The following is a 15,342-nucleotide window of genomic DNA, read 5'->3' on the forward strand; positions in this document are numbered from 1 at the left end:
CTCTCTTACGAACTTCCCCCAGGCATCGTTATTGCCGGTGCATAATCAGGCTTGCAAAGAACCTCAGGCACACATGCCTGTCTTCCACAATAATCCCACGACACTTGCACATGATGATTCCATTTTCCATCCTTGACCTCTGCCCCATCGTTCAAGGCAGCACGCCTGCGCAGGCGTTCAGCAACTCCGTCGAGCTGGCGCAGCTCGGCGAAACGCTGGGTTATCGTCGCTTCTGGCTGGCGGAACACCACAACATGCCCGGCATCGCCAGCGCTGCGACGGCTGTCGTCATTGGCCATGTCGCCGGCCATACCCAGACAATCCGCGTCGGTGCCGGCGGCATCATGCTGCCCAACCATGCTCCGCTGGCGATTGCTGAGCAATTCGGCACGCTGGAATCGCTCTATCCCGGACGCATTGACCTCGGACTGGGCCGGGCGCCCGGTAGCGACATGGCCACCGCCCGCGCCTTGCGGCGCAACTTGCATGCGCATGGCGAAGACTTCCCCGAGCTAGTGGCAGAACTGCAGGGCTACTTTGACTTGCCCCAGCCAGGGCAAAGCATCAGGGCGGTGCCCGGGGCCGGGCTAGCCATTCCCATCTGGGTACTGGGTTCCAGCCTGTATGGCGCCCAATTTGCCGCTGCACATGGCTTGCCGTTCGCCTTTGCCTCGCATTTTGCGCCTACCTTCCTGTTGCAGGCGCTGGACACCTACCGCCGCAACTTCCAGCCTTCCACCTCGCTGGACAGGCCTTATTTCATGGTGACGGCCAATATCCTGGTCGCTGACACCGATGAAGAAGCACGCTACTGGTTCAGCTCCCAGCAACAGGCGTTTACCAATCTCCATCGCGGCATACCGGGACAATTGCCGCCGCCGGTGGACGATATCGAGCAATACTGGACGCCAGCCGAGAAAATCAGCGTGGAGCGCATGCTGGCCTGTTCGCTGGTCGGCTCTTCCACCACCGTGGAGGCCGGCCTGAGAAAACTGCTCAACGATCTCGCCCCTGATGAGTTGATGGTGACCGGCCATGTGTTCGACCAAGACATCAGATTGCAATCGTACCGTGCCGTCGCCACTATCCGCGACAGGCTGACCGCGGAATGAACAAGGCCGGACATGCGTCCGGCACCTGGGGAACGAATATCTTTCATTGAGTCGATGATGGCGTTGATGCCTGCTGATCAGGGTCAGCACCTGGAGCTGGGCCGGGGAGCCATGACCACCACGCGATTGATCAAAGCATGAAGCGAGGATACATCCTGCGCTCTTACTACATAGCTCAGTTCAAAGTGATGAGATTGTGGCAGGCCAAGAACGGTCACACTTCAGAACACCGCCTCGGCGACATTATTGCGATCGATGATCCCGCGCATCGTGTTGCCCTGCTCGCATTGAGCAAAGCGACATTCATTCTCGACCATGTCGCTGCTGCATCCGCCCAGCAAGGGGCAGCTGCCGAACAACTCCGCAATCCAGTCCACGAAAGCCCTGACCTTTGGAGACAAGTGCCGGTTATGTAAATAGACCACCGAAATCGGGTGGCTTGAAGGCTGCCATTGCGGCAAAACCTCGACCAGCTCACCGGATTCGAGCTGCGGCAACACCATGTAACGCGGCGCCTGGATAAGCCCAAACCCCTGCAATGCGCAAGCCACATAGACCTCGGAATCATTGACCGCGACCCTGCCCGCCATCTTGACCTCAGTAACCTTTCCCTCGATGACGAAATCCCAATCCATATTGCGCCCGGTGCGGCTGGAAAAATAATGCACGGCATGATGGTGCTGCAAATCGTCCAAGGTGCCGGGCATGCCATATTCCGCCAGGTAACGCGGGGCGGCGCAGGTAACAATATGGAACGTGCCGATGCGCCGTGCCACCATGCTGGAATCCTGCAAATCGCCGACGCGCACCACGCAGTCGACCGCCTCCTGCACCATGTCCACCGGGCGGTCGCTCATGCCGATCACCAGCTCCACATCCGGGTAGCGGGTATAAAAATCGCATAGTTTGGGAATGATGATAAGACGACCGATCGAGGGCGGTACGTCGATGCGCAGCCGTCCGCTCGGGCCGCGCGTCACATCGCGGAACAAGGCCTCCGTCTCATCCACTTCGGCCAGGATGCGCATGCAACGCTCGTAATAGGCCGCGCCGTCCGGCGTCAGGCTCAAGCGCCGCGTAGTGCGGTTGAGCAGGCGTACGTTGAGCAGGCCTTCCAGCGCCTGGATGGTAGTCGTCACCGTAGTGCGTGGTAGACCTAGACTATCCGCCGCCCGCGTGAAGCTGTTGGCATCCACCACCCTGGTGAAGACCTGCATTGCCTGCAACCTGTCCATCATGAATTCCCGTCAAACTGAATGATTGTGAGGAATTCTACTAACAATATTGAAAAATTTAACCAATTATTTACAAAAAACCTATAAAAAGCATACCGACACTCCTTCAGAACCAAGTCACTTGGGCAATAACTAGCCTGGATGGTGTGCGTTACTCCATTAGACCAACACTATTGTTTGCCAATTAGCAATAGTGTTTCCACATTTCGACAGATTATTAATACAGAAACAACGATCACAATGTGTCGCATCGCTACCACGACTGCAGACCAATTGTGAACGAACTACACGTTTCGCGTGAAAATTTCATCATCCCCGGGCCGGAGGGAACAATCCCCGTCCGGCTGTACCGTCGCGCGCAGGCAGGCGGCGATGTGCCACTAGTGCTGTATTTCCACGGCGGCGGATTCAACGCAGGCTGCCTAGACGATGCGGACTTTCCCGCCGGCTTCATCGCATACCATTGCCCTGCCGTCGTCCTTTCCGTCGGCTATGCCTTGGCGCCACAGCACCCGTTTCCCGCTGCGCCAGAAGATGCCTACGCCGCGACACGATGGGCGGCACGCAATACGTGTCGCCTGAACGTGACTGCCAAGCTGCTGGTGGTCGCAGGCGATGATGCCGGAGGCAGTATCGCCGCGGGCCTGAGCATGATGGCGCGCGACCGCGGGGAATTCAGCATTGCCGCGCAAGTGCTGATCGCGCCGATGCTGGACCCCAGCATGACCCTGCTGGGCGACGCCGCCGGGCTCAAGTCCGAGCTCACCGCGGCGCAATGCGCGCAACGCTATCGTCAATATCTGCCCAAGTGCACGCAACGCATGCATCCCTATGCCGCACCGCTGGAATCGCTACGCCTTGCCGGCCTGCCCGCTGCCATGATCGCCACTGCCGAATGCGACGTGCTGCATATCGAAGCGGAAAAATACGCCAATGTCCTGATCCAGGCTGGCGTCCCCACCCAGGTTTCACGTTTTTCCGGCGTCCAGCATGCCGAATTGCTCGCGCACCAGCCCATGCTGCGCGAGGTAGTCGAGTTCCTGCGCCGCCAGGCCATGCACGCCGGCTTACCTATTGACAGCGGCTAGCAGCACTCCGCCAGGCGGCCCGGGCTACGCGCCCTGCCACAGACTGTACAAGCAGCACGACAAGACAGGGCAACACATGAGCGTTTTGTTAGCTGCGCTAATTTCGATTTCAACATTAAAGATGAGGGACATCATGTCTGCACCACTCCAACAAAAGAAATTCGCCGCCCTGCTGGCGGCAACCCTGGCCATCTCGGGTGGCGTCATCTTGTGGTCGCCAGCGAGCCACGAGGCCCAGGCCGACACTGCCGCCGTATCAAATATCGCTAGCGTGGACGTTGCGGTTGTCGCGCAGCAGGACATCACCGACTGGCAGGATTATTCCGGCCGCCTGGAAGCAGTCGAGCGCGTGGAAATCCGCCCCCTGGTTTCCGGCACACTGACCAAGATCCACTTCAAGGACGGCGACCTGGTGAGGAAAGGCGATCTGCTGTTCACCATAGACCCGCGGCCATTCGAAGCGGAGGTAGCACGCGCCCAGGCCCAGTTGAGCGGCGCCGAGGCGCGGTTGGACTACACCAGCCACGACCTGGAACGCGCAGAGCGCCTGATCGGTGACAACGCCATTGCCCGGCGCGACTTCGAGGAAAAGCGCAATGCGGCATTGGAGGCGAAAGCCGCATTGCTGGCAGCCCAGGCTGCATTGCAGACCGCCCGCCTCAATCTGGAATATAGCCGCATCACGGCCCCGGTTTCCGGCCGGATTTCCCGCGCCGAGGTGACACTGGGCAATATCGTTTCCGCGGGCGCTAGCTCCACGCCGCTCACTACGCTGGTATCTACCGACAACATCTACGCGGCGCTTGAAGTAGACGAGCAAAGCTACCTGAAATTCATCCAGCCCGGGCATACCAGCCGGCTCAAGGTATTGCTGGGCCTGGCGAACGAGGACGGCTACAGCCGCGAAGGCCGCATCGGATCGGTCGATAACCGCCTCGACACCGCATCGGGCACCATCCGCGTGCGCGCCGTGTTCGACAACCACAAGGGCGAGTTGCTGCCGGGGCTGTATGCGCGCGTCAGGCTGGGCAGTGGCAGCACCCGTCCGGCGTTACTGATAGACGAGAAAGCCGTGGGCACCGACCAGGACAAGCGCTACGTGCTGGTGGTTGATGCGCAGAACCAGGCCAATTACCGCGAGATACAGCTAGGCGCGGCCCATGGCGAACTGCGTGTGGTGGAAAGCGGGCTGCAGCCTGGCGAACGCATCGTGGTCAATGGCCTGCAACGCGTGCGCCCCGGCAGCCAGGTCAGCCCGCACTTGGTCGCCATGCCTGGCAGCGATTCGCCATTGGCACAGGTCAGGGCAGAGGAAGCCATCCACACCATCCGCAGCCTCCCCAATCAACAACAAAAGACCGTCAAAGCCTAAGAACCTTCTTAGGGAGAACTTATAAATGAACATCTCAAAATTCTTCATCGACCGCCCGATCTTTGCGGGCGTACTGTCGATGCTCATCTTGCTGGGCGGAGCGCTGGCCATGTTCCAGCTGCCCATCTCGGAATATCCCGAAGTCGTGCCGCCCTCCGTGGTGGTACGCGCACAATACCCCGGCGCCAACCCCAAGGTGATCGCCGAGGCGGTGGCTTCGCCGCTGGAGGAATCCATCAACGGCGTGGAAGACATGATCTACATGCAGTCGCAGGCCAACAGCGACGGCAACCTCACCATCACCGTCAACTTCAAGCTTGGCGTGGACCCGGACAAGGCACAGCAACTGGTGCAGAACCGTGTCAACCAAGCATTGCCCAGGCTGCCGCCCGACGTGCAGCGGCTGGGCCTCACCACGCTGAAAAGCTCGCCCACCCTCACCATGGTGGTGCACCTGGCCTCGCCGGACAACCGCTATGACATGACTTACCTGCGCAACTATGCCGTGATCAACGTCAAGGATAGGCTGGCGCGCATCCAGGGCGTGGGCGAGGTCGGCCTGTTCGGCTCCGGCAACTACGCCATGCGCGTCTGGCTCGATCCGCAGAAAGTCGCCCAGCGCGGCATGACTGCATCCGACGTGGTGCAGGCAATCCGCGAGCAGAACGTGCAGGTGGCGGCCGGCGTGATCGGCGCGTCGCCCAACAATGTGCCGTTGCAGCTGTCAGTCAATGCCCAGGGTCGCCTCAAGACCGAGGAGGAATTTGCTGCGATTATCCTCAAGACTTCCGCCGACGGCGCCATCACGCGCCTGTCCGACGTGGCGCGCATCGAGCTCGCCGCCTCCGAATACGGCCTGCGCTCCTTGCTGGACAACAAGCCTGCGGTCGCCATTCCGATCTTCCAGGCACCCGGCGCCAACGCGCTGGCGATTTCTGATGCCGTGCGCGCCACCATGAAGGAGTTGGCCGCCGATTTCCCCGAATCGGTGGAATACCATATTGTCTACGACCCGACGCAGTTCGTGCGCTCCAGCATCCGCGCCGTGGTGACCACGCTGCTGGAAGCGATCGCCCTGGTGGTGCTGGTGGTGATCCTGTTCCTGCAAACCTGGCGCGCATCCATCATCCCATTGCTGGCGGTCCCGGTCTCCATCATCGGCACTTTCTCGCTGATGCTGGCGTTCGGCTACTCTATCAACGCGCTGTCGCTGTTCGGCATGGTGCTGGCGATCGGCATCGTGGTGGATGACGCCATCGTCGTCGTGGAAAACGTCGAGCGCAACATCGAATCGGGCCTGAGTCCGCGCGATGCCACCTACCAGGCCATGCGCGAGGTGAGCGGGCCCATCATCGCCATCGCGCTGACCCTGATTGCGGTGTTCGTCCCATTGGCGTTCATGACCGGCCTCACCGGGCAGTTCTACAAGCAGTTCGCCATGACCATCGCCATTTCCACCGTGATCTCGGCGTTCAACTCCCTGACCTTGTCCCCCGCCCTGTCCGCCATGCTGCTCAAGGGCCACGGCGACAAGAAGGACTGGCTCACGCGCTTCATGGACCGTTGGCTGGGCGGCTTCTTTGCCAGGTTCAACCGCATGTTCAGCCGTGCCTCCGACAGCTACGGCAAGGGCATCAAGGGCATCATCAACCATAAGGGCGCAGCCATGGGCGTCTATGCCGTGCTGCTCGGCCTGACCGTGGGCGTGTCGCTCGCCGTGCCCGGCGGCTTCGTACCGGCGCAGGACAAGCAATACCTGGTGGGCTTCGCCCAGCTGCCCAGTGGCGCCTCGCTGGAACGCACGGAGGAAGTCATCCGCCGCATGAGCGAGATCGCATTGCAGCAGCCCGGCGTGGAAAATGCGGTCGCCTTCCCTGGCCTCTCCATCAACGGCTTCACCAACAGTTCCAGCGCCGGTATCGTCTTCACCCCGCTCAAGCCGTTCAGCGAACGTAAAGACAAGGCACTGTCGGCTGCTGCGATTGCACAATCGCTGAACGAGAAATTCGGCCAGATACAGGACGCCTATATCGCCGTGTTCCCGCCGCCCCCGGTCATGGGCCTGGGCACCATCGGCGGCTTCAAGCTGCAGATCGAGGACCGGGGGGCGCTGGGCTATGCCGAGCTGGACAAGGCGGTAAACGCCTTCGTTGCCGGGGCTTCCAAGGCGCAGGAACTCGGCCCGATGTTCACCAATTACCAGATCAACGTGCCGCAGCTGAACGTGGACCTGGACCGCGCCAAGGCCAAGCAATTGGGCGTACCGGTGACCGAAGTGTTCGACACCATGCAGATCTACCTCGGCTCACTTTACATCAACGACTTCAACCGCTTCGGTCGCGTGTTCCAGGTGCGCGCGCAAGCCGATGCACCCTACCGCGCCAAGGCCGAGGACATCCTGCAGCTGAAAACGCGCAATATGGCGGGCGACATGGTGCCACTGTCCTCGCTGGTCAGGGTGACACCCACCTACGGCCCGGAAATGGTGGTGCGCTACAACGGTTATACCGCTGCCGACATCAACGGCGGGGCAGCGCCAGGTTATTCCACCGGGCAGGCCCAGGCGGCAGTGGAAAGGATAGCCGCGCAGACCCTGCCGCCCGGCATCAAGTTCGAGTGGACCGACCTGACCTACCAGCAGATCCTCGCGGGCAATGCCGGTATCTGGGTGTTCCCGATCAGCGTTCTGCTCGTGTTCCTGGTACTGGCCGCACTGTACGAGAGCCTGACCTTGCCGCTAGCGGTGATCCTCATCGTGCCGATGAGCATCCTGGCGGCGCTCACGGGCGTGTGGCTGACCAAGGGGGACAACAACATCTTCACCCAGATCGGGCTGATGGTGCTGGTCGGGCTGTCTGCGAAGAACGCCATCCTCATCGTCGAGTTCGCACGCGAACTGGAGCTGCAAGGCAGCAGCATCGTCAAGGCGGCCATCGAGGCCAGCCGCTTGCGTTTACGCCCCATCCTCATGACCTCCATCGCCTTCATCATGGGCGTGGTACCGCTGGTGACTTCCAGCGGCGCGGGCTCGGAAATGCGCTATGCCATGGGTATCGCCGTGTTCTTCGGCATGCTGGGCGTGACCCTGTTCGGCCTGTTCCTCACGCCCGTGTTCTACGTGCTGTTGCGCAAGCTGAGCGGAGGCCGCCGGCTGCACTCGGCCACCAAGCACGAACCCCATGTTGTCGGCCCAGCCGCCAGCCATTTGATATAGGACGCAACACATGAAACCGACCAAGACATTATCGCTATTGACCGCCACGCTGCTGCTGGCAGCATGCTCGGTGGCCCCGGTCTATGAAAAGCCCCAGGTGGTAACGCCGGTGCAATTCAAGGAAGCCAGTCTCAGCGCGACAGGCGAACAGTCCGGCCAATGGAAGACTGCCGAGCCGGCGGAATTGAACCACCGCGGTCAGTGGTGGCAGGTCTTCAACGACCTCACCCTGGACAACCTGGAGGACGAGGCCCTGGCCGCCAACCAGAACCTGCAGGCCGCCACCGCCAGGCTGGCACAATCCCGCGCCTTGTTCAAGGACGAGCGTTCCAACCGCTATCCGCAACTGAGCGGCGGCATCAGCCCCGGGCATCAACGGATATCGCCGGACGCACAGCGCACCGGGAACGGCAGCGAACAGACATTGTGGCGTGCGCAGGCGCAGTTCGCCTACGAGGCCGACCTGTTCGGTCGCGTATCCTCGCTGGTCAATGCCGCCCAGGCCGATGCGGAACAGAGTGTTGCCCTGCTGCGCTCGGTCCTGCTTTCCCTGCAGGCGGATGTGGCGCAACAATACTTCACCATCCGAGAGCTGGATGCCGAGCGTGTCATCTACCAGCACACCGTCAAGCTCCGCGAGCAGACTGTGCAATTGACGCAACACCGCTACGACGCCGGCGACATCAGTGAACTGGAACTGGCCCGCGCCAAGTCCGAGCTGGCGGCTGCACGCTCGGAGGAACTGGGCGTGACGCGCCGCCGCGCGATTGCCGAACATGCCCTCGCCATCCTGCTGGGTAAATCCCCTACGGAATTCAGCCTGGCAGCACTGCCACTGCAACGCATCAGTATCAATGTACCGGCCGGCTTGCCCTCCTCATTGCTGGAGCGCCGGTCAGACATCGCCGCCGCTGAACGCGCGATGGCGGCAGCGAATGCGCGCATCGGTGTCGCCAAGGCGGCCTACTTCCCACGCCTCAACATTACCGGCGCACTCGGTTATGAATCCTCCGAGCTGGGCAGCTTGTTCGAGTGGTCCAACCGCACCTTCCTGCTTGGCCCCTTGATCGGCACCATGCTCTCAATGCCGATCTTTGACGGCGGCCGCCGTGAAGCCGGGCTGGAACGCGCACGCGCCGTCTATGAGGAAGACGTCGCCAAATACCGGCAGACCGTGCTCAACGCCTTTGGCGAGGTCGAAGACAACTTGGCCAGCCTGCGCATCCTCGACAACCAGTCCGAAGTGCAGGACACGGCCGTTGCCTCGTCGCAACGCGCCAGCCACCTCGCCCAGAGCCGCTACCGCGAAGGGCTGGTGAGCTATCTCGAGGTAATCGATGCGGATCGCACCTTGCTGCAGCAAAAGCGTGTCACTGTGCAATTGGACGGAGAACGCGCCCGCGCCACGGTCAACCTGATCCGCGCGCTGGGCGGCAGCTGGGAGGGTGCGCCACTCGTTGCATCAAAATGACGCCAGCGGCCTTGGCTGGACCATGGCAGCCAGGCACGGCCTTGTACAACCATCCTGGGCAAAGTGATACTCTGGCTGGCAAGGATGATGTTGCGATAATGCGCAGCATCCATTCAACAATCCTTGTGGCAGATTACCCGCCGGGCAGCTTATGATGGCGAACAAACTCAGCCAGGTGGCTCTGGCCAAGCACATTGACCCAGGTACAGACATATTTAAGCGGACGACAATGACTGGCAACAGCACCTGGAGAGTTTATTAGCCCGTTTTAAAGGAGATCAGCATGGTTTCAATCGATACGGCGCTGCAGTTTATCGCAGTATCCGCGGTACTTGCTGTGGTGCCTGGCCCCGACAACCTGTTCGTCCTGATGCAGTCAGCTGCCGGCGGCGCGCGCAAGGGCATCGCCGTGACGCTGGGCCTGTGCACCGGCCTGGTCGTGCACACGGCGGCTGTCGCATTTGGCGTCGCTGCTATTTTCCAGGCATCGGCCGCCGCCTTCACCGCACTCAAGATTCTTGGGGCCACCTACCTGCTTTACCTTGCATATGGTGCACTCACGTCGGGCATGGACACCCCGGTCGCCAGCGAAGGACCGGCCGGCGCTGGCCGTGATAACCTGACAGGACTTTACAGGCGCGGCATCCTCATGAACATCACCAACCCCAAAGTCGCGCTGTTCTTCCTGGCTTTCCTCCCTCAATTCGCCAAGGCAGGCGCCGGGCCAGCGGCGCTCCAGATATTGCAGCTCGGCGGGCTGTTCATGATGACCGCCTTGATGATCTTCAGCCTGATTGCCTATACCGCAGGACGACTCAGCCATTGGCTGCGACGCTCGCCCAAAGCCATCAAGACCATGAATAGGGTCGCAGGGATCGTATTCATCGGGCTTGCTGCCAAGCTGGCAGCCGCACAGCGCTGACTCATCGACCATGCGCAGCATCACGGCAAGTGGTTAGTGCGCCCAATCTATATCGGCAGAGTCACACTGGGTCAATGACGGCTCATCGGCCTGCATGCAGGCTTACTGCCTTATTCACGGCACTAACCCGCACATTCTAACCCCGAATGGTACTGGCCACCGCTACTTCCGCTTGGGGTCATCAGGGCTGTCGATCACGATATCATTCTGTACCGACACCACCCCACTGACGCTGCGTGCCACGAGGGTCGCCTGGCTCACCTCGGCTTGCGACCTTGCGGTGCCGCTCAAGTGCACGGCGCCTAGGTCATCCGACCGCACCTTGATATCAAGCGCCGCCAGCACCTGATCGCGAGCGAGCGCGGCCTTCACCTTGCCAGTGGTGGCTGACTCTTCCGCATAGGTAGTCAGGGATGCGCTATCCTCGGCGTGACCGTGCAACGGCAAGGACAATGCCAGTATCAGCAACGAATATGTGCATAAGCGCATGTCTTATCCTCAAACTTGATTTGATCCCATCATCCTAAACTTGGCTCTCCCGGGAATAAGAGTCTTCCTATTCCGAAGCGCATGTAGGAATTCGCAAACACGCGTGATGAATCGCGTTCGGCTGGGCATTCTGCGGCAGTCAGTACAAGCCATATGGCAAGGCGCCACATCGACACCAGGGGAATTTGGCTCGCCGCTTTAAGCGCAAATCGCTTGGCACAGGCGGGGCAGCGCCATGTAAGATGAAAAACTGTTTCCGTCATCAAAACTTGAACCGGAAGAGTCCAACCAGGAGTAGAAGGATAAGCGATGCCCTCGTTATACAAGAGCCGCGAAGAGCGTGTGCAAGATGTCGTCAAAGCCTATATGAATGAGAACAACACCGTGCGCCATTCCCTGACGTTTGGCGGCCAGTTCCTGCCCCATAGCGAGCAGGAAAGGGAACAGATGCGCGAGGAACGCGCTTGGGCACTGGCCCGTCTCGCCATTGACAAGATCATGCGGCTCCCCCATATCCCCATCAACCGCATGTCGGCGATGTGATGCCTCCTGCATCATGAGCAATGAAGCGCACCCAACACCACGTCCCTAACGTTGCTGCCTTGCTTCACCAACCGCTTGCACTGCGTGCGGTAGAGACCCCTAGCCGTCTGCCTCCCTGAGCTTTGTTAACTGCGCTAACTCTTCTGCTCCGGCATAAGATAAGGAGTTATGCTTTGCTTGGATGTTTCAGCATCTCGTGTGCCTGGTAGCATTTATTTATTCCAGCACTCAAATTAAACTCCGGAATACCCCAACTGATAAGGAGCTCCCATGCTATCCCGACGCAGTTTCCTCTCAGGTCTTGCAGCGGCTAGCGCAGGCATTGTCCTCGCCCGCCATGTATTTGCCAATCCGTTATCCCCAACCCAATCGGGGATCATGCAAACTCGCGTTGTTCCGTCCAGCGGCGAGCGTTTGCCCGTGATCGGCATGGGTAGTTCCGGCAGCTTCGAAGTTGGCAATAGCGCCGCCGAACTCGACCCCTTGCGTGAAGTACTGCGGCGGTTCTTCGCGGGCGGCGCCACTGTGATCGATACCGCCCCCTCCTATGGCACAGCAGAGAAAGTCATCGGGCAATTGCTTGAAGAGCTGGGACTGCGCTCCAGCGCCTTCCTCGCCACCAAGATCGGCACTTCTGGCCGTGAGGCCGGGCTGGCGCAGTTCCAGGATTCGCTCAAGCGGTTGCGCACGGACAAGGTGGAGCTGCTTCAGGTGCACAACCTGCGGGACTGGCGTACCCAGTTCGAAGTGATCAAGGAACTCAAGGCCCAGGGCAAGACCCGCTACACCGGGCTCACCCATTATCTGGACAGCAGTCATGACGAGCTTGCCGAGGTAGTGCGCAAGGTGAAGCCGGACTTCCTGCAGGTGAATTACTCCGTCGTCTCGCGCAACGCAGAGCAAACAGTCTTCCCAGTGGCGCGGGAGCTAGGCGTGGCGGTACTGGTCAACCGCGCTTTTGAGGACGGACGCCTGTTTTCCAGGGTGCAGGGCAAAGCGCTACCGCCATGGGCCGCCGAAGTCGGGATTACCTCATGGGCGCAAGCTTTCCTCAGGTTTGCCCTGAGCCACCCTGCCGTCACCACCGTAATCCCTGCCACCGGCAAGCCGGAGCGCCAGAGCGACAACCTCAAGGCTGGCAGCGGGCCCATCCTGACCGAAGCGCAGCGGCAATCCCTGATCGACACGGTCGGCTGAGGCAGCGCACCATATGCGCATCTCCTCGCTAGCCAGCCGGCTGTTCAACGTGGAAAAACAGGAGGCGCCAGCAGTGCTGGCTGGCCTGCTCATGTTCTTCCTGCTATTCGCAGGCTATTTCATGCTGCGCCCGGTACGCGAGACCATGGGCATTGCAGGCGGCGTGCGCAACCTGCAATGGCTGTTCACTGGCACATTCATCGCCACACTTGCCGTGCTGCCGCTGTTCGGCTGGATTGCCTCCAAGGCACAGCGTCGGAACATTCTGCCTTGGACTTACGGCTTCTTCACCGTCAATCTGCTTGCATTTGCCGCAGGCATGGCATGGCGGCCTGACGATCCATGGCTGGCGAGGGCATTCTATATCTGGCTGTCGGTATTCAATATGTTGACCATCTCGCTGGCCTGGAGCGTCCTGGCCGACGTCTTTTCCAGCGCCCAGGCCAAGCGCCTGTTTGCGCTGATGGCGGCAGGCGCCAGCCTTGGCGGCCTTGCCGGGCCGCTACTGGGAACAATCCTGGTCGGGATGCTCGGCCATGCCGGGTTGCTGGCGCTATCGGCATTGATGCTCGGGGGCAGCGCAGTGGCGGGCAGCGTCCTGCAGCGCTGGCGCGACTACCTCCCGCTCGCGCCGGACGAGGGACTCCTCCGCTCGCAGCCATTGGGAGGCAATCCGCTATCAGGTGCAGTTGCAGTATTCCGCTCGCCATACCTGCTTGGCATCGCCGCTTTCGTCATCTTGTTGGCGACAGCCAATACGTTCCTCTATTTTGAGCAGGCACGCCTAGTGGAATCAACCTTTCCGGACCGCATCCAGCAAACCCAGGTGTTCGGCATCATCGACATCGTTGTGCAGTCGCTGGCGCTGCTGACCCAGCTCTTCCTCACCGGCCGCATCGCCCAACGCCTTGGCATAGGCGTGCTGCTGGTGGCGGTGCCTGTAGCAATCGCCGCCGGATTTCTCTGGCTGGCACTGGCACCCGTGTTCGCAGTACTTGCCGTCATCATGGTGGTACGCCGCGCCGGTGAATATGCATTCGTGCGCCCAGGCCGTGAGATGTTATATACCTCGGTTTCCCCCGAGCAAAAATACAAGGCCAAGAACTTCATCGACACCGTTGTATACCGCGCTGGCGATGCCGTCAGCGGTTGGGTCAAGCACGGTATTGATTTATTGGCAGGCCAGCCTGCTGTGGCGATGCTGCTTGGGAGCGTTCTTGCCCTGATATGGGCAGGCAATGGGCTGTTGCTGGGACGGACACAAAAACGCCTGGAAGCAAAAGAAGGCGTGAGTGCACAATAGCAAGTCGCCTGTGCAATCGGTGTCTGCACGACAGGCACCCTAATGACTAGAATGACGGCCCTTCAGCCACATCTTCACACAACAGGAGATGCTGCAGCACGTGGCTACGGTACGGGCTCTACTGAACCTGCTCCCGCAAAGCCTGCCGTTGCTTGCGTGACCGACAGATAGCCTCGTGATTGTCCTCCGCCCACTGGATCAGCTTCTGCATGGGTTCAAGAAAGGATCTGCCAAGTCCGGTCAGCGCATACTCGACGCGGGGTGGCACTTCGGCATACACCGTGCGGCTGATATAACCATCGTTTTCCAACCGCTTTAGTGTGCGCGAGAGCACTTGGCGCGACACATCGCCGATCTCACGGTGAAGCTCGTTGAAACGCAGGGTGCGCAGGGCCAGCGCTTCAAGTATCAATAAGCTCCATTGATCACCTATCCTATCCAGCACATCGCGGATAGGGCATGGCTGCTCAAGCTCAATAGGATCTTCGGTATGACTCGATGACATGATATCCCTACAGTAAAGGTCACCTCAGAGTGACTCAGTCGCAATAAACTGACTTCTTGTTTCAGGTTAATGACGAATGTACCATCCCAGCTCTGAACAGTCTATTTTTGTTACTTAGTTTCACTCATCAAAAGGAATCCATAATGGCACGCATTGCACTCATTGGCGCATCCGGACAGGCCGGCTCGCGCATCCTCAAGGAACTCTCTGACCGCGGCCATACCATCACCGCGATCGCCCGCCATCCGGAGAAAATCCCCGCACTACCCAATGTAACCGCCAAAACCGGAGACGCCAACGACAGGGAAGGCCTGGCCAAGTTGCTGACTGCCCATGATGCGGTGATCAGCGCAGTCAAGTTCACCGCCACTGACCCGCGCACGCTCATCGAGGCCGTACGCGCATCCGGTGTCAAACGCTATCTAGTAGTGGGTGGCGCCGGCAGTCTTGAGGTCGCTCCCGGCCAACGGCTGATCGACCAGCCAGGCTTTCCCGACGCCTATCGCCCCGAGGCCAGTAAAGGTGGAGAATTCCTCGACATACTACGCAAGGAAAAAGAGCTGGACTGGACCTTTTTATCTCCTTCGGCAGAGTTTGTACCGGGTGAACGCACTGGCAAGTTCCGCCTTGGCGGCGACCAGTTGCTGTCGAATGAGCAAGGCAGCCGCATCTCTTTTGAGGATTTCGCCGTCGCCCTGGTGGATGAAATCGAAAACCCTGCACATTCGCGCCAGCGCTTCACGGTAGGCTACTGACTGAGGTCATGAGGCGCAAACTCGGCAGGCACTGCTTACCCTCGCGTCCATCCTGATGGCAATTGATTCCATGCAGGACGAACAATCATGAGGCTTGCATACCACCCTTCACCGAGCTGCAACCTCGGGGCCACCA

At 60.1% G+C, this 15,342-nt stretch carries 13 protein-coding genes; 10 read left to right on the top strand and 3 right to left on the bottom strand.

The genetic code is table 11. The features are described from left to right. The first annotated feature begins 110 nt into the window (after positions 1 to 110). Positions 111 to 1,112 carry an LLM class flavin-dependent oxidoreductase gene (locus MFLA_RS09145; RefSeq protein ID WP_011480010.1) on the top strand — a complete coding sequence of 334 codons (1,002 nt, stop codon included), beginning with the start codon at positions 111 to 113 and terminating at the stop codon, positions 1,110 to 1,112. Positions 1,113 to 1,333: 221 nt separating this feature from the next. On the opposite strand, the gene MFLA_RS09150 is transcribed toward MFLA_RS09145, so the two are convergent. Next, positions 1,334 to 2,347 (bottom strand): LysR family transcriptional regulator, encoded by a 1,014-nt coding sequence (locus MFLA_RS09150; protein ID WP_048811938.1) that lies wholly within the window; start codon positions 2,345 to 2,347, stop codon positions 1,334 to 1,336. 275 nt (positions 2,348 to 2,622) lie between these two features. On the opposite strand from MFLA_RS09150, the gene MFLA_RS09155 reads away from it, so the two are divergent. The 5 genes from MFLA_RS09155 (at position 2,623) to MFLA_RS09175 (ending at position 10,414) form a co-directional block, all read left to right on the top strand. Continuing rightward, complete coding sequence (locus tag MFLA_RS09155; protein ID WP_229407042.1) at positions 2,623 to 3,435, top strand: alpha/beta hydrolase; 813 nt, start codon at positions 2,623 to 2,625, stop codon at positions 3,433 to 3,435. Positions 3,436 to 3,568: 133 nt separating this feature from the next. Next, the gene (locus MFLA_RS09160; RefSeq protein ID WP_011480013.1) at positions 3,569 to 4,807 is read left to right on the top strand and encodes an efflux RND transporter periplasmic adaptor subunit; all 1,239 of its coding nucleotides are present in this window, start codon (positions 3,569 to 3,571) and stop codon (positions 4,805 to 4,807) included. Positions 4,808 to 4,832: 25 nt separating this feature from the next. After that, entirely contained in the window at positions 4,833 to 8,021 is a 3,189-nt protein-coding gene (locus MFLA_RS09165) for an efflux RND transporter permease subunit (protein WP_011480014.1), read from the top strand. A 10-nt stretch (positions 8,022 to 8,031) separates the two neighbouring features. Further along, positions 8,032 to 9,492, top strand: coding sequence for an efflux transporter outer membrane subunit (locus tag MFLA_RS09170; protein ID WP_011480015.1), 1,461 nt, complete (start codon positions 8,032 to 8,034; stop codon positions 9,490 to 9,492). Positions 9,493 to 9,775: 283 nt separating this feature from the next. Beyond that, the gene (locus tag MFLA_RS09175) at positions 9,776 to 10,414 is read left to right on the top strand and encodes a LysE family translocator (RefSeq protein ID WP_011480016.1); all 639 of its coding nucleotides are present in this window, start codon (positions 9,776 to 9,778) and stop codon (positions 10,412 to 10,414) included. 162 nt (positions 10,415 to 10,576) lie between these two features. Here MFLA_RS09175 and MFLA_RS09180 read toward each other — a convergent pair whose 3' ends face one another. Then, positions 10,577 to 10,903, bottom strand: coding sequence for a BON domain-containing protein (locus tag MFLA_RS09180; RefSeq protein WP_011480017.1), 327 nt, complete (start codon positions 10,901 to 10,903; stop codon positions 10,577 to 10,579). Positions 10,904 to 11,212: 309 nt separating this feature from the next. Between MFLA_RS09180 and MFLA_RS09185 the strand changes: the two genes are divergently transcribed. The 3 genes from MFLA_RS09185 (at position 11,213) to MFLA_RS09195 (ending at position 13,946) form a co-directional block, all read left to right on the top strand. After that, on the top strand, positions 11,213 to 11,446 hold the full coding sequence (locus MFLA_RS09185) for a hypothetical protein (protein ID WP_011480018.1): 234 nt from the start codon (positions 11,213 to 11,215) through the stop codon (positions 11,444 to 11,446). A 270-nt stretch (positions 11,447 to 11,716) separates the two neighbouring features. Further along, a complete protein-coding gene (locus MFLA_RS09190) occupies positions 11,717 to 12,643 on the top strand; it encodes an aldo/keto reductase (RefSeq protein WP_011480019.1) in 927 nt (308 codons plus the stop codon). Between the two features lie 13 nt (positions 12,644 to 12,656). Further along, positions 12,657 to 13,946, top strand: a complete 1,290-nt coding sequence (locus tag MFLA_RS09195; protein ID WP_011480020.1) for an NTP/NDP exchange transporter — start codon at positions 12,657 to 12,659, stop codon at positions 13,944 to 13,946. 118 nt (positions 13,947 to 14,064) lie between these two features. Here the strand turns inward: MFLA_RS09195 and MFLA_RS09200 are convergent, their stop codons facing one another. After that, the gene (locus MFLA_RS09200; protein ID WP_011480021.1) at positions 14,065 to 14,451 is read right to left on the bottom strand and encodes a winged helix-turn-helix transcriptional regulator; all 387 of its coding nucleotides are present in this window, start codon (positions 14,449 to 14,451) and stop codon (positions 14,065 to 14,067) included. A gap of 143 nt (positions 14,452 to 14,594) precedes the next feature. On the opposite strand from MFLA_RS09200, the gene MFLA_RS09205 reads away from it, so the two are divergent. Further along, positions 14,595 to 15,206 (top strand): NAD(P)-dependent oxidoreductase, encoded by a 612-nt coding sequence (locus tag MFLA_RS09205; RefSeq protein WP_011480022.1) that lies wholly within the window; start codon positions 14,595 to 14,597, stop codon positions 15,204 to 15,206. The last annotated feature ends 136 nt before the right edge of the window (positions 15,207 to 15,342 follow it).

The sequence above is a fragment of the Methylobacillus flagellatus KT genome (genome assembly GCF_000013705.1).
In the GTDB taxonomy this organism is placed as follows: domain Bacteria; phylum Pseudomonadota; class Gammaproteobacteria; order Burkholderiales; family Methylophilaceae; genus Methylobacillus; species Methylobacillus flagellatus.